At 52.3% G+C, this 23084-nt stretch carries 14 protein-coding genes, 2 rRNA genes and 1 riboswitch; of the genes, 11 read left to right on the forward strand and 5 right to left on the reverse strand.

The genetic code is table 11. The features are described 5' to 3' along the window. Nucleotides 1–185 precede the first annotated feature (185 nt). The 3 genes from QUE74_RS24895 (at nucleotide 186) to QUE74_RS24905 (ending at nucleotide 3761) form a co-directional block, all read left to right on the forward strand. Nucleotides 186–3090: ribosomal RNA gene (locus QUE74_RS24895) — 23S ribosomal RNA — on the forward strand. A 95-nt stretch (nucleotides 3091–3185) separates the two neighbouring features. After that, nucleotides 3186–3301, forward strand: a 5S ribosomal RNA gene (gene rrf / locus QUE74_RS24900). Between the two features lie 76 nt (nucleotides 3302–3377). Further along, nucleotides 3378–3761 carry a YjaA family stress response protein gene (locus QUE74_RS24905; RefSeq protein WP_001353546.1) on the forward strand — a complete coding sequence of 128 codons (384 nt, stop codon included), beginning with the start codon at nucleotides 3378–3380 and terminating at the stop codon, nucleotides 3759–3761. A gap of 63 nt (nucleotides 3762–3824) precedes the next feature. Here QUE74_RS24905 and QUE74_RS24910 read toward each other — a convergent pair whose 3' ends face one another. Then, nucleotides 3825–4268 (reverse strand): acetyltransferase, encoded by a 444-nt coding sequence (locus QUE74_RS24910; protein WP_000236983.1) that lies wholly within the window; start codon nucleotides 4266–4268, stop codon nucleotides 3825–3827. A gap of 156 nt (nucleotides 4269–4424) precedes the next feature. Between QUE74_RS24910 and metA the strand changes: the two genes are divergently transcribed. The 4 genes from metA to aceK all read left to right on the forward strand — a co-directional run bounded on the left by metA (nucleotide 4425) and on the right by aceK (nucleotide 10506). Next, the gene (gene metA, locus QUE74_RS24915) at nucleotides 4425–5354 is read left to right on the forward strand and encodes a homoserine O-acetyltransferase MetA (RefSeq protein WP_001122782.1); all 930 of its coding nucleotides are present in this window, start codon (nucleotides 4425–4427) and stop codon (nucleotides 5352–5354) included. Nucleotides 5355–5622: 268 nt separating this feature from the next. Further along, nucleotides 5623–7224, forward strand: coding sequence for a malate synthase A (gene aceB, locus QUE74_RS24920; protein ID WP_000138924.1), 1602 nt, complete (start codon nucleotides 5623–5625; stop codon nucleotides 7222–7224). A gap of 29 nt (nucleotides 7225–7253) precedes the next feature. Further along, a complete protein-coding gene (gene aceA / locus QUE74_RS24925) occupies nucleotides 7254–8558 on the forward strand; it encodes an isocitrate lyase (protein ID WP_000857849.1) in 1305 nt (434 codons plus the stop codon). Between the two features lie 223 nt (nucleotides 8559–8781). Beyond that, nucleotides 8782–10506, forward strand: coding sequence for a bifunctional isocitrate dehydrogenase kinase/phosphatase (gene aceK / locus QUE74_RS24930; RefSeq protein WP_001137226.1), 1725 nt, complete (start codon nucleotides 8782–8784; stop codon nucleotides 10504–10506). A gap of 16 nt (nucleotides 10507–10522) precedes the next feature. Here aceK and iclR read toward each other — a convergent pair whose 3' ends face one another. After that, nucleotides 10523–11347 (reverse strand): glyoxylate bypass operon transcriptional repressor IclR, encoded by an 825-nt coding sequence (gene iclR, locus QUE74_RS24935; protein WP_000226404.1) that lies wholly within the window; start codon nucleotides 11345–11347, stop codon nucleotides 10523–10525. 199 nt (nucleotides 11348–11546) lie between these two features. Between iclR and metH the strand changes: the two genes are divergently transcribed. Beyond that, nucleotides 11547–15230, forward strand: coding sequence for a methionine synthase (gene metH / locus QUE74_RS24940; RefSeq protein ID WP_000096046.1), 3684 nt, complete (start codon nucleotides 11547–11549; stop codon nucleotides 15228–15230). A gap of 219 nt (nucleotides 15231–15449) precedes the next feature. After that, on the forward strand, nucleotides 15450–17081 hold the full coding sequence (locus QUE74_RS24945) for a Na/Pi cotransporter family protein (RefSeq protein WP_000956830.1): 1632 nt from the start codon (nucleotides 15450–15452) through the stop codon (nucleotides 17079–17081). Nucleotides 17082–17170: 89 nt separating this feature from the next. On the opposite strand, the gene pepE is transcribed toward QUE74_RS24945, so the two are convergent. Then, on the reverse strand, nucleotides 17171–17860 hold the full coding sequence (gene pepE / locus QUE74_RS24950; protein ID WP_000421766.1) for a dipeptidase PepE: 690 nt from the start codon (nucleotides 17858–17860) through the stop codon (nucleotides 17171–17173). A 211-nt stretch (nucleotides 17861–18071) separates the two neighbouring features. Here pepE and rluF point away from each other — a divergent pair, with 211 nt between their 5' ends. Continuing rightward, on the forward strand, nucleotides 18072–18944 hold the full coding sequence (gene rluF / locus QUE74_RS24955; RefSeq protein WP_000936380.1) for a 23S rRNA pseudouridine(2604) synthase RluF: 873 nt from the start codon (nucleotides 18072–18074) through the stop codon (nucleotides 18942–18944). Here the strand turns inward: rluF and QUE74_RS24960 are convergent, their stop codons facing one another. After that, complete coding sequence (locus QUE74_RS24960; protein WP_001207638.1) at nucleotides 18945–19217, reverse strand: YjbD family protein; 273 nt, start codon at nucleotides 19215–19217, stop codon at nucleotides 18945–18947. Nucleotides 19218–19468: 251 nt separating this feature from the next. Then, a complete protein-coding gene (gene lysC, locus QUE74_RS24965) occupies nucleotides 19469–20818 on the reverse strand; it encodes a lysine-sensitive aspartokinase 3 (protein WP_001290305.1) in 1350 nt (449 codons plus the stop codon). Between the two features lie 91 nt (nucleotides 20819–20909). After that, nucleotides 20910–21106: riboswitch (Lysine riboswitch) on the reverse strand. Between the two features lie 236 nt (nucleotides 21107–21342). Here lysC and pgi point away from each other — a divergent pair. Further along, the gene (gene pgi, locus QUE74_RS24970) at nucleotides 21343–22992 is read left to right on the forward strand and encodes a glucose-6-phosphate isomerase (protein WP_000790001.1); all 1650 of its coding nucleotides are present in this window, start codon (nucleotides 21343–21345) and stop codon (nucleotides 22990–22992) included. The last annotated feature ends 92 nt before the right edge of the window (nucleotides 22993–23084 follow it).

A 23084-nucleotide genomic window follows, 5' to 3' on the forward strand; every position in this document is an offset into this window, starting at 1 on the left:
TTGTGAGTGAAAGTCGCCGACCTTGATATCGTTAAAGATGACTTACGAGTCATGTTTAAGATATTTGCTCTTTAAAAATCTGGATCAAGCTGAAAATTGAAACACTGAACAACGAAAGTTGTTCGTGAGTCTCTCAAATTTTCGCAACACGATGATGAATCGAAAGAAACATTTTCGGGTTGTGAGGTTAAGCGACTAAGCGTACACGGTGGATGCCCTGGCAGTCAGAGGCGATGAAGGACGTGCTAATCTGCGATAAGCGTCGGTAAGGTGATATGAACCGTTATAACCGGCGATTTCCGAATGGGGAAACCCAGTGTGATTCGTCACACTATCATTAACTGAATCCATAGGTTAATGAGGCGAACCGGGGGAACTGAAACATCTAAGTACCCCGAGGAAAAGAAATCAACCGAGATTCCCCCAGTAGCGGCGAGCGAACGGGGAGGAGCCCAGAGCCTGAATCAGTGTGTGTGTTAGTGGAAGCGTCTGGAAAGGCGCGCGATACAGGGTGACAGCCCCGTACACAAAAATGCACATGCTGTGAGCTCGATGAGTAGGGCGGGACACGTGGTATCCTGTCTGAATATGGGGGGACCATCCTCCAAGGCTAAATACTCCTGACTGACCGATAGTGAACCAGTACCGTGAGGGAAAGGCGAAAAGAACCCCGGCGAGGGGAGTGAAAAAGAACCTGAAACCGTGTACGTACAAGCAGTGGGAGCCTCTTTATGGGGTGACTGCGTACCTTTTGTATAATGGGTCAGCGACTTATATTCTGTAGCAAGGTTAACCGAATAGGGGAGCCGAAGGGAAACCGAGTCTTAACTGGGCGTTAAGTTGCAGGGTATAGACCCGAAACCCGGTGATCTAGCCATGGGCAGGTTGAAGGTTGGGTAACACTAACTGGAGGACCGAACCGACTAATGTTGAAAAATTAGCGGATGACTTGTGGCTGGGGGTGAAAGGCCAATCAAACCGGGAGATAGCTGGTTCTCCCCGAAAGCTATTTAGGTAGCGCCTCGTGAATTCATCTCCGGGGGTAGAGCACTGTTTCGGCAAGGGGGTCATCCCGACTTACCAACCCGATGCAAACTGCGAATACCGGAGAATGTTATCACGGGAGACACACGGCGGGTGCTAACGTCCGTCGTGAAGAGGGAAACAACCCAGACCGCCAGCTAAGGTCCCAAAGTCATGGTTAAGTGGGAAACGATGTGGGAAGGCCCAGACAGCCAGGATGTTGGCTTAGAAGCAGCCATCATTTAAAGAAAGCGTAATAGCTCACTGGTCGAGTCGGCCTGCGCGGAAGATGTAACGGGGCTAAACCATGCACCGAAGCTGCGGCAGCGACGCTTATGCGTTGTTGGGTAGGGGAGCGTTCTGTAAGCCTGCGAAGGTGTACTGTGAGGTATGCTGGAGGTATCAGAAGTGCGAATGCTGACATAAGTAACGATAAAGCGGGTGAAAAGCCCGCTCGCCGGAAGACCAAGGGTTCCTGTCCAACGTTAATCGGGGCAGGGTGAGTCGACCCCTAAGGCGAGGCCGAAAGGCGTAGTCGATGGGAAACAGGTTAATATTCCTGTACTTGGTGTTACTGCGAAGGGGGGACGGAGAAGGCTATGTTGGCCGGGCGACGGTTGTCCCGGTTTAAGCGTGTAGGCTGGTTTTCCAGGCAAATCCGGAAAATCAAGGCTGAGGCGTGATGACGAGGCACTACGGTGCTGAAGCAACAAATGCCCTGCTTCCAGGAAAAGCCTCTAAGCATCAGGTAACATCAAATCGTACCCCAAACCGACACAGGTGGTCAGGTAGAGAATACCAAGGCGCTTGAGAGAACTCGGGTGAAGGAACTAGGCAAAATGGTGCCGTAACTTCGGGAGAAGGCACGCTGATATGTAGGTGAAGCGACTTGCTCGTGGAGCTGAAATCAGTCGAAGATACCAGCTGGCTGCAACTGTTTATTAAAAACACAGCACTGTGCAAACACGAAAGTGGACGTATACGGTGTGACGCCTGCCCGGTGCCGGAAGGTTAATTGATGGGGTTAGCGGTAACGCGAAGCTCTTGATCGAAGCCCCGGTAAACGGCGGCCGTAACTATAACGGTCCTAAGGTAGCGAAATTCCTTGTCGGGTAAGTTCCGACCTGCACGAATGGCGTAATGATGGCCAGGCTGTCTCCACCCGAGACTCAGTGAAATTGAACTCGCTGTGAAGATGCAGTGTACCCGCGGCAAGACGGAAAGACCCCGTGAACCTTTACTATAGCTTGACACTGAACATTGAGCCTTGATGTGTAGGATAGGTGGGAGGCTTTGAAGTGTGGACGCCAGTCTGCATGGAGCCGACCTTGAAATACCACCCTTTAATGTTTGATGTTCTAACGTAGGCCCCTTATCGGGGTTGCGGACAGTGTCTGGTGGGTAGTTTGACTGGGGCGGTCTCCTCCTAAAGAGTAACGGAGGAGCACGAAGGTTGGCTAATCCTGGTCGGACATCAGGAGGTTAGTGCAATGGCATAAGCCAGCTTGACTGCGAGCGTGACGGCGCGAGCAGGTGCGAAAGCAGGTCATAGTGATCCGGTGGTTCTGAATGGAAGGGCCATCGCTCAACGGATAAAAGGTACTCCGGGGATAACAGGCTGATACCGCCCAAGAGTTCATATCGACGGCGGTGTTTGGCACCTCGATGTCGGCTCATCACATCCTGGGGCTGAAGTAGGTCCCAAGGGTATGGCTGTTCGCCATTTAAAGTGGTACGCGAGCTGGGTTTAGAACGTCGTGAGACAGTTCGGTCCCTATCTGCCGTGGGCGCTGGAGAACTGAGGGGGGCTGCTCCTAGTACGAGAGGACCGGAGTGGACGCATCACTGGTGTTCGGGTTGTCATGCCAATGGCACTGCCCGGTAGCTAAATGCGGAAGAGATAAGTGCTGAAAGCATCTAAGCACGAAACTTGCCCCGAGATGAGTTCTCCCTGACCCTTTAAGGGTCCTGAAGGAACGTTGAAGACGACGACGTTGATAGGCCGGGTGTGTAAGCGCAGCGATGCGTTGAGCTAACCGGTACTAATGAACCGTGAGGCTTAACCTTACAACGCCGAAGATGTTTTGGCGGATTGAGAGAAGATTTTCAGCCTGATACAGATTAAATCAGAACGCAGAAGCGGTCTGATGAAACAGAATTTGCCTGGCGGCCTTAGCGCGGTGGTCCCACCTGACCCCATGCCGAACTCAGAAGTGAAACGCCGTAGCGCCGATGGTAGTGTGGGGTCTCCCCATGCGAGAGTAGGGAACTGCCAGGCATCAAATTAGAAAAACCCCGGTCCATAAGGCCGGGGTTTTTTGCATATCAATTATTTGCATGATGAAGGGAATCTCATGTCAGTTCTGTATATCCAAATTCGTCGTAATCAAATTACTGTTCGCGATCTTGAAAGCAAACGTGAAGTGTCAGGAGAGGCTGCCTTCAGTAACCAGCGCCTGTTAATCGCCAATTTCTTTGTTGCAGAAAAAGTTCTGCAAGATCTTGTTTTGCAACTCCACCCACGTTCACCCTGGTACTCTTTTTTGCCAGCAAAACGTATGGATATTGTTGTGAGCGCGCTGGAAATGAATGAGGGCGGTTTGTCACAGGTTGAGGAACGCATTCTTCATGAAGTGGTCGCTGGTGCAACGTTAATGAAATATCGCCATTTCCACATCCATGCGCAATCAGTGGTGCTCAGTGATAGTGCGGTCATGGCAATGCTTAAGCAGAAATAATCATGTCACCATTGGTGGGTACGAAACCTGAAGTTCAGCTCACCGGGATGAGAAAAAAAATGCCTACGCCTCCACATACGCCAGATTCAGCAACGGATACGGTTTCCCCAAATCGTCCACCTCAGAGCGTCCCGTAACCTTAAATCCCAACTTCTTATAGAACCCTACCGCCCGGGCATTTTGCTCATTAACATTGGTTGTCAGTTCCGGTGCCATCGAGAGCGCATGTTCCACCAGCATCCGACCCACGCCGCAGCCGCGCACATCAGGATCGATAAACAGCGCATCCATATGCTGCCCACTTAACAACATAAACCCAACCGGCCGATCCCGCTCATTAACCGCGACCCACAACGGCGCTTCCGGCAGGAAGGAACGTACCAGCTCTTCCAGCTCGGCCCGATACTCTGCTGATAAAAAATCGTGAGTGGCATCGACAGAACGGCACCAAATCGCAACCAGTTCTTCCCCTTCCTCATGCCGTGAGCGGCGAATACTAATAACCATTTTCTCTCCTTTTCGTCATTCTTATATTCTAACGTAGCCTTTTCCTTGAAACTTTCTCACCTTCAACATGCAGGCTCGACATTGGCAAATTTTCTGGTTATCTTCAGCTATCTGGATGTCTAAACGTATAAGCGTATGTAGTGAGGTAATCAGGTTATGCCGATTCGTGTGCCGGACGAGCTACCCGCCGTCAATTTCTTGCGTGAAGAAAACGTCTTTGTGATGACAACTTCTCGCGCGTCTGGTCAGGAAATTCGTCCGCTAAAGGTGCTTATCCTTAACCTGATGCCGAAGAAGATCGAAACTGAAAATCAGTTTCTGCGCCTGCTTTCAAACTCACCTTTGCAGGTCGATATTCAGCTGTTGCGCATCGATTCCCGTGAATCGCGCAACACGCCCGCAGAGCATCTGAATAACTTCTACTGTAACTTTGAAGATATTCAGGAACAAAACTTTGACGGTCTGATAGTTACCGGCGCGCCGCTGGGCCTGGTGGAGTTTAATGATGTCGCTTACTGGCCGCAGATCAAACAGGTGCTGGAGTGGTCGAAAGATCACGTCACCTCGACGCTGTTTGTCTGTTGGGCGGTCCAGGCCGCGCTCAATATCCTCTACGGCATTCCTAAGCAAACCCGCACCGACAAACTATCTGGCGTTTACGAGCATCATATTCTCCATCCTCATGCGCTTCTGACGCGTGGCTTTGATGATTCATTCCTGGCACCGCATTCGCGCTATGCTGACTTTCCGGCAGCGCTGATTCGTGATTACACCGATCTGGAAATTCTGGCGGAGACAGAAGAAGGGGATGCCTATCTGTTTGCCAGCAAAGATAAGCGCATTGCCTTTGTGACGGGCCATCCCGAATATGATGCGCAAACGCTGGCGCAGGAATTTTTCCGCGATGTGGAAGCCGGACTAGACCCGGATGTACCGTATAACTATTTCCCGCATAATGATCCGCAAAATACACCGCGAGCGAGCTGGCGTAGTCACGGTAATTTGCTGTTTACCAACTGGCTCAACTATTACGTCTACCAGATCACGCCATACGATCTACGGCACATGAATCCAACGCTGGATTAATCATCTGTGATAGTCGATCGTTAAGCGATTCAGCACCTTACCTCAGGCACCTTCGGGTGCCTTTTTTATTTCCGAAACGCACCTTAGTAGGTGAACAAATTTTATTTATATTGTTATCAATAAGTTATTAAGTATTTTTAATTAAAATGGAAATTGTTTTTGATTTTGCATTTTAAATGAGTAGTCTTAGTTGTGCTGAACGAAAAGCGCACAACGATCCTTCGTTCACAGTGGGGAAGTTTTCGGATCCATGACGAGGAGCAGCACGATGACTGAACAGGCAACAACAACCGATGAACTGGTTTTCACAAGGCCGTATGGCGAGCAGGAGAAGCAAATTCTTACTGCCGAAGCGGTAGAGTTTCTGACTGAGCTGGTGACGCATTTTACGCCACAACGCAATAAACTTCTGGCAGCGCGCATTCAGCAGCAGCAGGATATCGATAACGGAACATTGCCTGATTTTATTTCGGAAACAGCTTCCATTCGTGATGTTGACTGGAAAATTCGTGGTATTCCTGCGGACTTAGAAGATCGTCGGGTAGAGATTACCGGACCCGTAGAGCGCAAGATGGTGATCAACGCGCTCAACGCCAATGTGAAAGTCTTTATGGCCGATTTTGAGGATTCACTGGCCCCGGACTGGAACAAAGTGATCGATGGGCAAATTAACCTGCGCGATGCAGTTAATGGCACCATCAGTTACACCAATGAAGCAGGCAAAATTTACCAGCTCAAGCCCAATCCAGCGGTGTTGATTTGTCGGGTACGCGGTCTGCACTTGCCGGAAAAACATGTCACCTGGCGTGGTGAGGCAATCCCTGGCAGCCTGTTTGATTTTGCGCTCTACTTCTTTCACAACTACCAGGCCTTACTGGCAAAAGGCAGTGGCCCCTATTTCTATCTGCCAAAAACCCAGTCCTGGCAGGAAGCGGCCTGGTGGAGCGAAGTCTTCAGCTATGCAGAAGATCGCTTTAATCTGGCGCGCGGCACCATCAAGGCGACGTTGCTGATTGAAACGCTGCCCGCCGTGTTCCAGATGGATGAAATCCTTCACGCGCTGCGTGACCATATTGTTGGTCTGAACTGCGGTCGTTGGGATTACATCTTCAGCTATATCAAAACGTTGAAAAACTATCCCGATCGCGTCCTGCCAGACAGACAGGCTGTGACGATGGATAAACCGTTCCTTAATGCCTATTCACGCCTGTTAATCAAAACCTGCCATAAACGCGGCGCATTTGCGATGGGCGGCATGGCAGCGTTTATTCCGAGCAAAGATGAAGAGCGCAATAACCAGGTGCTCAACAAAGTAAAAGCGGATAAATCGCTGGAAGCCAATAACGGTCACGATGGCACATGGATTGCCCACCCGGGCCTTGCGGATACGGCAATGGCGGTATTCAACGACATTCTCGGCTCCCGTAAAAATCAGCTTGAAGTGATGCGCGAACAAGACGCGCCGATTACTGCCGATCAGCTGCTGGCACCTTGTGATGGTGAACGCACCGAAGAAGGTATGCGCGCCAACATTCGCGTGGCTGTGCAGTACATCGAAGCATGGATCTCCGGCAACGGCTGCGTGCCGATTTATGGCCTGATGGAAGATGCGGCGACGGCTGAAATTTCCCGTACCTCCATCTGGCAGTGGATCCATCACCAAAAAACGTTGAGTAATGGCAAACCGGTGACCAAAGCCTTGTTCCGCCAGATGCTGGGCGAAGAGATGAAAGTCATTGCCAGCGAACTGGGCGAAGAACGTTTCTCCCAGGGGCGTTTTGACGATGCCGCACGCTTGATGGAACAGATCACCACTTCCGATGAGTTAATTGATTTCCTGACCCTGCCAGGCTACCGCCTGTTAGCGTAAACCACCACATAACTATGGAGCATCTGCACATGAAAACCCGTACACAACAAATTGAAGAATTACAGAAAGAGTGGACTCAACCGCGTTGGGAAGGCATTACTCGCCCATACAGCGCGGAAGATGTGGTGAAATTACGCGGTTCAGTCAATCCTGAATGCACGCTGGCGCAACTGGGCGCGGCGAAAATGTGGCGTCTGCTGCATGGCGAGTCGAAAAAAGGCTACATCAACAGCCTCGGTGCACTGACTGGCGGTCAGGCGCTGCAACAGGCGAAAGCGGGTATTGAAGCAGTCTATCTGTCGGGATGGCAGGTAGCGGCGGACGCTAACCTGGCGGCCAGCATGTATCCGGATCAGTCGCTCTATCCGGCAAACTCGGTGCCAGCTGTGGTGGAGCGGATCAACAACACCTTCCGCCGTGCGGATCAGATCCAATGGTCCGCGGGCATTGAGCCGGGCGATCCGCGCTATGTCGATTACTTCCTGCCGATCGTTGCCGATGCGGAAGCCGGTTTTGGCGGTGTCCTGAATGCCTTTGAACTGATGAAAGCGATGATTGAAGCCGGTGCAGCGGCAGTTCACTTCGAAGATCAGCTGGCATCAGTGAAGAAATGCGGTCATATGGGCGGTAAAGTACTGGTGCCAACTCAGGAAGCAATCCAGAAACTGGTTGCGGCGCGTCTGGCTGCCGACGTTACGGGCGTTCCAACCCTGCTGGTTGCACGTACCGATGCTGATGCGGCGGATTTGATCACCTCCGATTGCGACCCGTATGACAGCGAATTTATTACCGGCGAGCGCACCAACGAAGGCTTCTTCCGTACTCATGCAGGCATTGAGCAAGCAATCAGCCGTGGCCTGGCGTATGCGCCATATGCTGACCTGGTTTGGTGTGAAACCTCTACGCCGGATCTGGAACTGGCGCGTCGCTTTGCACAAGCTATCCACGCGAAATATCCAGGCAAACTGCTGGCTTATAACTGCTCGCCGTCCTTCAACTGGCAGAAAAATCTCGACGACAAAACTATTGCCAGCTTCCAGCAGCAGCTGTCGGATATGGGCTACAAGTTCCAGTTCATCACCCTGGCAGGCATCCACAGCATGTGGTTTAACATGTTCGACCTGGCAAACGCCTATGCCCAGGGCGAAGGTATGAAGCACTATGTTGAAAAAGTGCAGCAACCGGAATTTGCCGCCGCGAAAGATGGCTACACCTTCGTATCTCACCAGCAGGAAGTGGGTACAGGTTATTTCGATAAAGTGACGACCATTATTCAGGGCGGCACGTCTTCAGTCACCGCGCTGACCGGCTCCACCGAAGAATCGCAGTTCTAAGCAACTGATACACGTTGCTGATTGTAGGCCGGATAACGCGTTCACGCCGCATCCGGCAATCGGTGCACGATGCCTGATGCGACGCTTGCGCGTCTTATTAGGCCTACAACCGTTGCTGACCGTAGGCTGGATAAGACGTTCACGCCGCATCCGGCAATCAACGCCTGATGCGACGATTTGCGCGTCTTATCCGGCAATTCACTGCTCCTGATGAGGGCAATAAATGCCGCGTGGCCTGGAATTACTGATTGCACAAACCATTCTGCAAGGCTTCGACGCTCAGTATGGTCGATTCCTCGAAGTGACTTCCGGGGCGCAGCAGCGTTTCGAACAAGCCGACTGGCACGCTGTCCAGCAGGCGATGAAAAACCGTATCCATCTTTACGATCATCACGTGGGTCTGGTGGTGGAGCAACTGCGCTGCATTACTAACGGTCAAAGCACGGACGCGGCATTTTTACTGCGCGTTAAAGAGCATTACACCCGGCTGTTGCCGGACTACCCGCGTTTCGAGATTGCGGAGAGCTTTTTTAACTCCGTGTACTGTCGGTTATTTGACCACCGCTCGCTTACTCCCGAGCGGCTTTTTATCTTTAGCTCCCAGCCAGAGCGCCGTTTTCGTACCATTCCCCGCCCGCTGGCGAAAGACTTTCACCCCGATCACGGCTGGGAATCTCTGCTGATGCGCGTTATCAGCGATCTGCCGTTGCGTCTGCGCTGGCAAAATAAAAGCCGTGACATTCATTACATCGTTCGCCATCTGACGGAAACGCTGGGGACAGACAACCTCGCGGAAAGCCATTTACAGGTGGCGAACGAACTGTTTTATCGCAATAAAGCCGCCTGGCTGGTGGGCAAACTGATCACGCCTTTCGGCACATTGCCATTTTTGCTGCCGATCCACCAGACGGACGACGGCGAGTTATTTATTGATACTTGCCTGACGACGACCGCCGAAGCGAGCATCGTCTTTGGCTTCGCACGCTCCTATTTTATGGTTTATGCACCGCTGCCCGCAGCACTGGTCGAGTGGCTACGGGAAATTCTGCCAGGTAAAACGACCGCAGAATTGTATATGGCTATCGGCTGCCAGAAGCACGCTAAAACCGAGAGCTACCGCGAATATCTCGTTTATCTACAGGGCTGTAATGAGCAGTTTATTGAAGCGCCGGGTATTCGTGGGATGGTGATGCTGGTGTTCACGCTGCCAGGTTTTGACCGGGTGTTCAAAGTGATTAAAGACAAGTTCGCGCCGCAGAAAGAGATGTCTGCCGCTCACGTTCGTGCCTGCTACCAACTGGTTAAAGAGCACGATCGCGTGGGTCGAATGGCGGACACCCAGGAGTTTGAAAACTTTGTGCTGGAGAAGCGGCATATTTCCCCGGCATTAATGGCATTACTGCTCCAGGAAGCAGCGGAAAAAATCACCGATCTCGGCGAACAAATTGTGATTCGCCATCTTTATATTGAGCGGCGGATGGTGCCGCTCAATATCTGGCTGGAACAAGTGGAAGGTCAGCAGTTGCGCGACGCCATTGAAGAATACGGCAACGCCATTCGCCAGCTTGCTGCCGCCAACATCTTCCCCGGCGACATGCTGTTTAAAAACTTCGGTGTCACCCGTCACGGGCGCGTGGTGTTTTATGATTACGATGAAATTTGCTACATGACGGAAGTAAACTTCCGCGACATCCCACCGTCGCGCTACCCGGAGGACGAACTTGCCAGCGAACCGTGGTACAGCGTCTCGCCGGGCGATGTTTTCCCGGAAGAATTCCGCCACTGGCTTTGCGCCGATCCGCGCATTGGTCCGCTGTTTGAAGAGATGCACGCCGACCTGTTCCGCGCCGATTACTGGCGCGCACTACAAAACCGCATACGTGAAGGGCATGTGGAAGATGTTTATGCGTACCGGCGCAGGCAACGGTTTAGCGTGCGATTCGTATAAATCAGAGGCGAAAATGTCACCGCATCCCGCTGTAGGCCAGCGTCACTTCCTTCGCAGCTTTAATCACCATCGCACCAAACTCGGTTACGCGATCATCGGTAATACGTGAAATCGGTCCGGAAATCGAAATTGCCGCAAATGGTTCGCGGTGCTCGTCGAAAATACACGCTGCGAGGCAACGCAGCCCCAGCGCATGTTCCTCATCGTCAAATGAATAACCCCGTTTTCGCGTTTGGGCGAGATCTTCTTTTAAATGTACAGGAGACACCAGTGTTGCGTGGGTATAGGCATGTAACCCTTTGCGATGCAGTAACTTCGTCACCTGCTCTTCACTTAACTGGGCTAAAAAGGCTTTACCCGCACCGGAAGCGTGCATCGGTAATTTACCGCCAATAGGGGCGGACATACGCATCAGGTGCGTACACTGTACCTGGTCGATAATAATCGCTTCGTGATCGCTTTGATCAAGCACCGCCATATTTACCGTTTCGCCAGACTCTTCCATTAGATTGCGCAGGATAGGGTGAACAATGGCTAACAAATTACGGCTCTGGAGAAAGCTGCTGCCGACCATAAAGGCATGTGCGCCGATTGCCCAGTGTCCCAGTTCGCCGACTTGACGCACGAAACCCTGCTGTTGCATCGTGGTTAGCAGGCGGTGGGTTGTGGAATTGGGTAACCCGGCTTGTTGCGCCAGTTCCGTGAGTGCCACACTGCCATTGGATTCGGCAATCCACTCCAGTAATTTCAGACCACGCGTTAAAGACTGAACCTGCCCAGTCGCTGGTGCGGTGGCAACGGCGGGTTTTCTGCCGCGTTTCGCGGGAATGGGTGCGACCATGACAGTCTCCTTTTTCTGTATCGTGGAAATCATTTTCATTTTTATTGTTAGCTAATGCAATAGTTGCTGAACTGATCCGATGAGTTAATGTTGAACAAATCTCATGTTGCGTGGTGCTCGCTTTTACCACAGATGCGTTTATGCCAGTATGGTTTGTTGAATTTTTATTAAATCTGGGTTGAGCGTGTCGGGAGCAAGTGTGAGCAGCAAAGTGGAACAACTGCGTGCGCAGTTAAATGAACGTATTCTGGTGCTGGACGGCGGTATGGGCACTATGATCCAGAGCTATCGACTGAACGAAGCCGATTTTCGTGGTGAACGCTTTGCCGACTGGCCATGCGATCTCAAAGGCAACAACGACCTACTGGTGCTCAGCAAACCGGAAGTGATCGCCGCTATCCACAACGCCTACTTTGAAGCGGGTGCGGATATCATCGAAACCAACACCTTCAACTCCACGACCATTGCGATGGCGGATTACCAGATGGAATCCCTGTCGGCGGAAATCAACTTTGCGGCGGCGAAGCTGGCGCGTGCCTGTGCTGACGAGTGGACCGCCCGTACGCCGGAGAAACCGCGCTATGTTGCCGGCGTTCTCGGCCCAACCAATCGCACGGCGTCTATTTCTCCGGACGTCAACGATCCGGCATTCCGCAACATCACTTTTGACCAGCTGGTGGCGGCCTATCGTGAATCCACCAAAGCGCTGGTGGAAGGTGGTGCGGACCTGATCCTGATTGAAACCGTTTTCGACACCCTTAACGCCAAAGCGGCGGTCTTTGCGGTGAAAACGGAGTTTGAAGCGCTGGGCGTTGAGCTGCCGATTATGATCTCCGGCACCATCACCGACGCCTCCGGGCGCACGCTCTCCGGGCAGACCACCGAAGCATTTTACAACTCATTGCGCCACGCCGAAGCCCTGACTTTCGGCCTGAACTGTGCGCTGGGGCCAGATGAACTGCGCCAGTACGTGCAGGAGCTGTCACGGATTGCGGAATGCTACGTCACCGCGCACCCGAACGCCGGGCTGCCCAACGCCTTTGGTGAATACGATCTCGACGCCGACACGATGGCAAAACAAATACGTGAATGGGCACAAGCGGGCTTTCTCAATATCGTCGGCGGCTGCTGTGGCACCACGCCACAACATATTGCAGCGATGAGTCGTGCTGTAGAAGGATTAGCGCCGCGCAAACTGCCGGAAATTCCCGTAGCCTGCCGTTTGTCTGGCCTGGAGCCGCTGAACATTGGCGACGATAGCCTGTTTGTGAACGTGGGTGAACGCACCAACGTCACCGGTTCCGCTAAGTTCAAGCGCCTGATCAAAGAAGAGAAATACAGCGAGGCGCTGGATGTGGCGCGTCAGCAGGTGGAAAACGGTGCGCAGATTATCGATATCAACATGGATGAAGGGATGCTCGACGCCGAAGCGGCGATGGTGCGTTTTCTCAATCTGATTGCCGGTGAACCGGATATCGCTCGCGTGCCGATTATGATCGACTCCTCAAAATGGGAGGTCATTGAAAAAGGTCTGAAGTGTATCCAGGGCAAAGGCATTGTTAACTCTATCTCGATGAAAGAGGGCGTCGATGCCTTTATTCATCACGCGAAACTGTTGCGTCGCTACGGTGCGGCAGTCGTGGTGATGGCCTTTGACGAACAGGGCCAGGCCGATACCCGCGCACGGAAAATCGAGATTTGCCGTCGGGCGTACAAAATCCTCACCGAAGAGGTTGGCTTCCCGCCAGAAGATATCATCTTTGACCCGAACATCTTCGCGGTCGCAACTGGCATTGAAGAGCACAACAACTACGCGCAGGACTTTATCGGCGCGTGTGAAGACATCAAACGTGAACTGCCGCACGCGCTGATTTCCGGCGGCGTTTCTAACGTTTCGTTCTCATTCCGTGGCAACGATCCGGTGCGCGAAGCCATTCACGCGGTGTTCCTCTACTACGCTATTCGCAATGGCATGGATATGGGGATCGTCAACGCCGGGCAACTGGCGATTTACGACGACCTACCCGCTGAACTGCGCGACGCGGTGGAAGATGTGATTCTTAATCGTCGCGACGATGGCACCGAGCGTTTACTGGAGCTTGCCGAGAAATATCGCGGCAGCAAAACCGACGACACCGCTAACGCCCAGCAGGCGGAGTGGCGCTCGTGGGAAGTGAATAAACGTCTGGAATACTCGTTGGTCAAAGGCATTACCGAGTTTATCGAGCAGGATACCGAAGAAGCCCGCCAGCAGGCTACGCGCCCGATTGAAGTGATTGAAGGCCCGTTGATGGACGGCATGAACGTGGTCGGCGATCTGTTTGGCGAAGGGAAAATGTTCCTGCCGCAGGTGGTGAAATCGGCGCGCGTCATGAAACAGGCGGTGGCGTATCTCGAACCGTTTATTGAAGCCAGCAAAGAGCAGGGCAAAACCAACGGCAAGATGGTGATCGCTACAGTGAAGGGCGACGTCCACGATATCGGTAAAAATATCGTTGGCGTGGTGCTGCAATGTAACAACTACGAAATTGTTGATCTCGGCGTGATGGTGCCTGCGGAAAAAATTCTCCGTACCGCCAAAGAAGTGAATGCTGATTTGATTGGCCTTTCAGGATTGATCACGCCGTCGCTGGATGAAATGGTTAACGTGGCGAAAGAGATGGAGCGTCAGGGTTTCACCATTCCGTTACTGATCGGCGGCGCGACCACCTCTAAAGCGCACACGGCGGTGAAAATCGAGCAAAACTACAGTGGCCCGACGGTGTATGTGCAGAACGCCTCACGCACCGTTGGTGTGGTGGCGGCGCTGCTTTCTGACACTCAGCGTGATGATTTTGTCGCTCGTACCCGTAAAGAGTACGAAACCGTACGTATTCAACATGGGCGCAAGAAACCGCGCACACCGCCAGTCACGCTGGAAGCGGCGCGCGATAACGACTTCGCTTTTGACTGGCAGGCTTATACGCCGCCGGTGGCGCACCGTCTCGGCGTGCAGGAAGTGGAAGCCAGCATCGAAACGCTGCGTAATTACATCGACTGGACGCCGTTCTTTATGACCTGGTCACTGGCTGGGAAGTATCCGCGCATTCTGGAAGATGAAGTGGTGGGTGAAGAGGCGCAGCGGCTGTTTAAAGACGCCAACGACATGCTGGATAAATTAAGCGCCGAGAAAACGCTGAATCCGCGTGGCGTGGTGGGGCTGTTCCCGGCAAACCGTGTGGGCGATGACATTGAAATCTACCGTGACGAAACGCGTACCCATGTGATCAACGTCAGCCACCATCTGCGTCAACAGACCGAAAAAACGGGCTTCGCTAACTACTGTCTCGCTGACTTCGTTGCGCCGAAGCTTTCTGGTAAAGCAGATTACATCGGCGCATTTGCCGTGACTGGCGGACTGGAAGAGGACGCACTGGCTGATGCCTTTGAAGCACAGCACGATGATTACAACAAAATCATGGTGAAAGCGCTTGCCGACCGTTTAGCCGAAGCCTTTGCGGAGTATCTCCATGAGCGTGTGCGTAAAGTCTACTGGGGCTATGCGCCGAACGAGAACCTCAGCAACGAAGAGCTGATCCGCGAAAACTATCAGGGAATCCGCCCGGCACCAGGCTACCCGGCCTGCCCGGAACATACGGAAAAAGCCACCATCTGGGAGTTGCTGGAAGTGGAAAAACATACCGGCATGAAACTTACAGAATCTTTCGCCATGTGGCCCGGTGCATCGGTTTCGGGTTGGTACTTCAGCCACCCGGACAGCAAGTATTACGCGGTAGCGCAAATTCAGCGCGACCAGGTCGAAGACTATGCCCGCCGTAAAGGTATGAGCGTCTCAGATGTTGAACGCTGGCTGGCACCGAATCTGGGGTATGACGCGGACTGATTCACAAATCTGTCACTTTTCCTTACAACAAACAGGGCGCTCAATGAGTGCCCTGTCTCTTTATTAATATGAAACACTTATACTGGAATCAGGCTGGAATAATCTTAGCCGGAAAAACGAAGGTCAAAAGGCACAGTAAAGATGCCAGTCAGCGTGTTTCCGGTCCTTTGGTCATTCAATTGCTTCAGGAACATATAACGATAAGGAGAACCTGAACTCGTGTTAACGCTGCTTCACCTGCTTTCTGCCGTCGCCCTGCTGGTCTGGGGGACTCATATTGTTCGAACCGGCGTAATGCGCGTCTTCGGCGCGCGTTTGCGTACTGTTCTTAGCCGAAGCGTCGAAAAGAAGCCGCTTGCCTTTTGCGCGGGGATCGGCGTTACAGCACTGGTGCAGAGCAGTAATGCCACCACCATGCTGGTGACCTCGTTTGTCGCCCAGGATCTGGTTGCTCTCGCGCCTGCGCTGGTGATTGTGCTGGGTGCAGATGTCGGGACGGCGCTAATGGCGCGTATTCTCACCTTCGACTTATCCTGGCTGTCACCGTTACTTATTTTTATCGGCGTGATTTTTTTCCTCGGCCGCAAACAGTCACGCGCCGGGCAACTAGGCCGTGTCGGTATTGGTCTTGGGCTGATTTTACTGGCGCTGGAATTGATTGTGCAGGCCGTAACGCCGATCACCCAGGCAAACGGCGTTCAGGTGATCTTTGCCTCGCTAACCGGCGATATTCTGCTGGATGCGCTGATTGGCGCGATGTTCGCCATTATCAGCTACTCCAGCCTTGCTGCTGTACTGCTGACCGCGACTCTGACCGCCGCAGGCATTATCTCCTTCCCGGTGGCGCTCTGTCTGGTGATTGGTGCTAACCTCGGTTCCGGCCTGCTGGCGATGCTCAACAACAGTGCCGCCAATGCCGCAGCCCGCCGTGTCGCGCTGGGTAGTCTGCTGTTTAAGCTGGTGGGTAGCCTGATTATCCTGCCGTTTGTTCATTTGCTGGCAGAGACAATGGGGAAGTTGTCATTGCCAAAAGCGGAACTGGTGATCTATTTCCACGTCTTCTACAACCTTGTACGCTGCCTGGTCATGCTGCCATTTGTTGACCCGATGGCACGGTTTTGCAAAACGATTATTCGCGATGAACCGGAACTGGATACCCAGCTACGGCCTAAACATCTGGATGTCAGCGCGCTAGATACGCCCACGCTTGCTCTGGCGAACGCTGCCCGCGAAACCCTGCGCATTGGCGACGCCATGGAACAGATGATGGAAGGGTTGAATAAAGTGATGCACGGCGAGCCACGGCAGGAGAAAGAGCTGCGTAAGTTGGCAGATGATATCAATGTTCTCTATACCGCCATTAAGCTGTATCTGGCGCGAATGCCAAAAGAGGAACTGGCAGAAGAAGAGTCGCGCCGCTGGGCGGAGATCATCGAAATGTCGCTCAACCTTGAACAGGCCTCCGATATCGTCGAGCGCATGGGGAGTGAAATTGCCGACAAATCGCTGGCTGCAAGGCGAGCATTTTCGCTTGATGGCTTGAAGGAACTGGATGCGCTCTATGAGCAATTGCTCAGTAATTTAAAACTGGCAATGTCGGTTTTCTTCTCTGGCGATGTTACCAGCGCCCGTCGTTTGCGCCGCAGCAAACATCGTTTTCGCATTCTTAATCGCCGCTATTCCCACGCCCACGTCGATCGCCTGCATCAGCAAAACGTGCAGAGCATTGAAACCAGTTCGCTTCATTTAGGCTTACTGGGAGATATGCAGCGTCTGAACTCGCTGTTTTGTTCGGTGGCTTACAGTGTGCTGGAACAGCCGGATGAAGATGAAGGACGGGACGAGTATTAATACCGTGCCCCTGTAGGCCTGATAAGACGCGTAAAGCGTCGCATCAGGCACTATGTACAAGATGCCGGATCATGCATCCGGCAATTCACTTAAAAACGGTGACCCGCTTCCAGCGGCACCGCTTCTTCACCAGCCTTAAACACATAAGTGGTGTTCGGGCCACCCAGCGTAGCGTGACCTTTACTTACTGTGATCCAGTTACCTTCCGGCAGACCAATAATCGTCAGTTCTGGCGCGACGACCAGCAGTTCGCGAATACGCTGCTCACGGGTTTCACCTTTATGGCCTTCCGGCAGCGCGTTGGTGAAGTGCGGGTTGATTTGCAGCGGGAACAGATTTAGCGCATCGAAACCTTGCGGATCGACAATCGGCATATCGTTGGTGGTACGAATGGTTGGGCAAGCAAGGTTAGCGCCTGCGCTCCAGCCAATATACAGCGCGCCACGTTTCACCACGTCAGTAATTGGTGTCAGCAGCCCGCGCTCGCGGCACTGTTTCAGCAACTGGAAAGTATTACCGCCGCCGACAATCACGATCTCAGCATTTTCAATCGCGGCAACGGGATCGACAACGCTATGAATACCGGTGACAGAAACACCCAGCGGAGCGAGAACCGCAGCCGTTTTCGCTGTGTAATCATCCCAGGTCTGCGTTACGCCCGCGAAAGGAATAAATACCGCTGAACGGCGACCCTGCAACTGTTCAGCAATCAGCGGCAGCGCGTGTTCCAGCCAGGCTTTACCCGGCAGCGTCGAGTTACTCAATAAAAGCAGTTCCATTACTTCTCCGGTTAGTAAGAAATCACGGGAGGCATGCTATCACTGTGATTTTAATCGCTTACTGACATGGCTCACGATGTCGCACATTGCTTCTGGAAAGTGATTTGAGCAGGTAACGAATTCAAGCCAATGGAAATAACAAATAGTTCGCTCATGACTATTTTTTATCAACCCAAAGGTACGGTATATTCCGTTTTTTACAGGAGAATTTATGCTGCCCGACTCATCAGTCCGTTTAAATAAATACATCAGCGAAAGCGGAATTTGCTCACGCCGCGAAGCGGATCGCTATATCGAGCAAGGCAATGTGTTCCTTAATGGCAAGCGAGCCACCATTGGCGATCAGGTGAAACCCGGCGACGTTGTGAAAGTAAATGGTCAGTTGATTGAGCCTCGGGAAGCCGAAGATTTGGTACTTATCGCCCTGAACAAGCCCGTCGGTATTGTCAGCACCACCGAAGATGGCGAGCGCGATAACATTGTCGATTTTGTTAACCACAGCAAACGCGTGTTCCCGATTGGCCGCCTGGATAAAGATTCCCAGGGGCTGATTTTCCTCACCAATCACGGCGATCTGGTGAATAAAATCCTCCGTGCAGGTAACGACCATGAGAAAGAGTACCTGGTCACGGTTGATAAACCAGTCACCGATGAGTTTATTCGTGGTATGGGGGCGGGGGTGCCGATCCTCGGGACGGTGACGAAAAAGTGCAAAGTCAAAAAAGAAGCGCCGTTTGTTTTTCGCATTACCCTGGTGCAGGGACTGAACCGTCAGATCCGTCGCATGTGCGAGCACTTTGGTTACGAAGTGAAAAAGCTGGAGCGTACGCGCATTATGAACGTCAGCTTAAGCGGCATTCCGCTGGGGGAGTGGCGCGATTTAACCGACGATGAGTTAATCGACCTCTTTAAACTCATCGAAAATTCCTCTTCCGAGGCAAAACCTAAAGCGAAAGCCAAACCGAAAACGGCGGGCATCAAACGTCCAGTCGTTAAGATGGAAAAAACGGCGGAAAAAGGTGGTCGCCCGGCGTCCAACGGTAAACGTTTCACCTCGCCGGGGCGCAAAAAGAAGGGGCGTTGATTAACGCCTGCCGCGTGTTGACGTATTTGCCGACCAGCTAAACGACGCTTCAGGATCCGGTTTATAAGCCTGCTTTTTCTTCAACTGGCGGGCTTTTTTTGCTTCAGCCTCACGCTCAACCATTAATTTATCGATGTACTCTTTCTTGATGCTGTTGGTTTCGGAGTTGGTCAGTACGCGACCATGCGCAATCCGCGCGCGATCCAGCAATGTTTTTAGTTCGCGCTGCTCGCGTTCAGTCATCTCTTTTTGGGTAATACGGGGGAGTGCCATGATGGTGCCCTCAGTGAGCCGGAGAGTTCAGTGTACGGGAATTCCTTTGCGAGCAGAACTGATAATATTCATTTTGCCTTCTCTTAAATATTTATCTCTCTCGATAATTAGCTAGAGATGCAGATAAAAAATTAAAGGTAATTATTCTCAGATAAAGATGCTGGTTAACAGGAAATAGACTCGTTTATTGATGGGCATAATGACAAGAAAAACATACGGCCCGAAATAATGTCTTTCGGGCCATACTGTGTTTACTCAAACAAATTAAAATGCAGCTTCTGCACCACCTGCTCGGCATCTTCGCCGGGCACCAGGAAGCACAGGTTATGGCTGGATGCGCCGTAGCAAATCATGCGGATGTTAAACGGTTCCAGTACGCCAAATACCTCTTTGCCAACGCCGCAGGCTTTTGACAGGTCATTACCAATTAACGCGACCAGTGCCAGACCTTCTTCCACTTCTACCCGGCATAGTGCAGACAGCTCCATCAGCAGGGATTGCGTCAGCAATGTATCGCCAGTGGAGGTGGAACCGGTGGTATCAAGTGTCAACGCCACGCTCACTTCGGAGGTGGTGATGAGATCCACCGAAATATTATGCCGCGCGAGAATGCCGAAAACTTCCGCGAGGAAACCGCGAGAATGCAGCATATTCAGGCTGTGCAAAGTGAGCAGAGTCTGATTACGACGAAGCGCCAGGGCGCGGAACAGCGGCGGATTTTCAGTTTTATTGCACACCAGCGTACCACCTGCGCGTGGGTCTTTACTGGAGCCGACAAACACCGGAATATCGCTGCGTACTGCGGGTAGCAACGTTGCCGGATGCAGTACTTTTGCACCAAAAGTTGCCATCTCTGCCGCTTCGGCAAACGCGATTTCATCAATGCGTTTTGCTGCGGTGACCACGCGTGGATCGGTGGTGTAGATGCCTGGGACATCGGTCCAGATATCAACACGAGAAGCGTGTAAAGCCTCCGCCAGCAAGGCTGCCGTATAATCGCTGCCTCCACGGCCAAGCGTCGTTGTACGACCTTTACTTTCGCTGCCGATAAATCCTTGGGTGATCACTAAGCCTTCATTGAGGCGCGGGAGCAGCTGCAGCGCGGTCAGTTCCGCCAGCGCGGCTACGTCTGGCTCTGCACGACCAAATCGGTCATTAGTACGCATCACTTTACGTACATCAAACCACTGTGCCTGAATATCGCGTTCGCGCAGGATCTCAACAAACAGCAGGGTCGACATCAGCTCGCCGTGGCTGACCAGTTCATCTGTCAGCGCCGGAGACGTTGCCAGCGCCGCCGCTTCTGCCAGAACAGTAATGTTCTCCAGCAGACGTTCAATCTCTTCACGAATAACGTTCGGGTAACGCAGACGTTCCAGAATGGCAAACTGGATATTGCGGATTGCGTCGAGTTTTTCGAATCGCTCGCCAGGTTCCAGTCCTTCAGCTAAAGCGACCAGCAGATTAGTGATACCAGCAGAAGCTGAGAGGACAACTAAACGTACGTTGGCATCAGAAAGGACAATATCAGCGCTGCGGTTCATCGCGTCAAAATCAGCTACGCTGGTACCGCCAAATTTGGAGACAACAATTTCAGACATAACTACCTCGTGTCAGGGGATCCATTTTCAGCCTTGGCACAAGGGAAGAGCGGAAGACGGGTGGGCGCAGAGCGATACTTCGCTACTATTTTCACCCAGAAGTGCTCCACCACTTGCGAAACGCCCGACTGCGAACGCTTCTGGTGACAACCCAGGGGATTCAGCCCCTGTAGCCGATGATGAACGTGGCCAGCCGTTCAATCACCTCGGCGATGCACCCCCTCAGGTGTTATCACAGGACTGGCTCCTCCAACACCGTTACTTGGGCAACGCGCCTCTTCTGGCCTGCGCTAGCGCAGGTAGTACATTTATAAATAAAGGGTGAGCGGGGCGGTTGTCAACGATGGGGTCATGCGGATTTTTCATCCACTCCTGGCGGTCAGTAGTTCAACTAATAAATGCTTCATCGCGCTAAGGGTTTACACTCAACATTACGCTAACGGCACTAAAACCATCACATTTTTCTGTGACTGGCGCTACAATCTTCCAAAGTCACAATTCTCAAAATCAGAAGAGTATTGCTAATGAAAAACATCAATCCAACGCAGACCGCGGCCTGGCAGGCACTACAGAAACACTTCGATGAAATGAAAGACGTTACGATCGCCGATCTTTTTGCTAAAGACGGCGATCGTTTTTCTAAGTTCTCCGCAACCTTCGACGATCAGATGCTGGTGGATTACTCCAAAAACCGCATCACTGAAGAGACGCTGGCGAAATTACAGGATCTGGCGAAAGAGTGCGATCTGGCGAGTGCGATTAAGTCGATGTTCTCTGGCGAGAAGATCAACCGCACTGAAAACCGCGCCGTACTGCACGTAGCGTTGCGTAACCGTAGCAATACCCCGATTCTGGTTGATGGCAAAGATGTCATGCCGGAAGTTAACGCCGTGCTGGAGAAGATGAAAACCTTCTCGGAAGCGATTATTTCCGGTGAGTGGAAAGGCTATACCGGCAAAGCAATCACTGACGTAGTGAACATCGGGATCGGCGGTTCTGACCTCGGGCCGTACATGGTGACCGAAGCACTGCGTCCGTACAAAAATCACCTGAACATGCACTTTGTTTCTAACGTCGATGGAACTCACATCGCGGAAGTGCTGAAAAAAGTAAACCCGGAAACCACGCTGTTCCTGGTAGCATCTAAAACCTTCACCACTCAGGAAACCATGACCAACGCCCATAGCGCGCGTGACTGGTTCCTGAAAGCGGCAGGTGATGAGAAACACGTTGCGAAACACTTTGCGGCGCTCTCAACCAATGCCAAAGCCGTTGGTGAGTTTGGTATTGATACCGCCAACATGTTCGAGTTCTGGGACTGGGTCGGCGGTCGTTACTCTTTATGGTCAGCGATTGGCTTGTCGATTGTTCTCTCCATCGGCTTTGATAACTTCGTTGAACTGCTTTCCGGCGCACACGCGATGGACAAGCATTTCTCCACCACACCTGCAGAGAAAAACCTGCCTGTACTGCTGGCGCTGATCGGCATCTGGTACAACAATTTCTTTGGCGCGGAAACTGAAGCGATTCTGCCGTACGACCAGTATATGCACCGTTTCGCAGCGTACTTCCAGCAGGGCAATATGGAGTCCAACGGTAAGTATGTAGACCGTAACGGTAACGTTGTGGATTACCAGACTGGCCCGATTATCTGGGGTGAACCTGGCACGAACGGTCAGCACGCGTTCTACCAGCTGATCCACCAGGGTACGAAGATGGTGCCGTGCGATTTCATCGCCCCGGCTATCACCCATAACCCGCTCTCTGATCATCACCAGAAACTGCTGTCTAACTTCTTCGCTCAGACCGAAGCGCTGGCGTTTGGTAAATCCCGCGAAGTGGTTGAGCAGGAATATCGCGATCAGGGTAAAGATCCGGCAACGCTTGACTACGTGGTACCGTTCAAAGTGTTCGAAGGTAACCGCCCAACCAACTCTATCCTGCTGCGCGAAATCACTCCGTTCAGCCTGGGTGCGTTGATTGCGCTGTATGAGCACAAAATCTTTACTCAGGGCGTGATCCTGAACATCTTCACCTTCGACCAGTGGGGCGTGGAGCTGGGTAAACAGCTGGCGAACCGTATTCTGCCAGAGCTGAAAGATGACAAAGAAATCAGCAGCCACGATAGCTCGACCAATGGTCTGATTAACCGCTATAAAGCGTGGCGCGGTTAATTAAATAACCTTAATAACAATGCCGACTATAAGTCGGCATTGTTTTATCAGATAAATCCCCTTGTCTGTGATTTAACGAAAATCATACCGTG

It is taken from the genome of Escherichia sp. 10290, assembly GCF_030295155.1.
Lineage (GTDB): Bacteria > Pseudomonadota > Gammaproteobacteria > Enterobacterales > Enterobacteriaceae > Escherichia > Escherichia coli_F.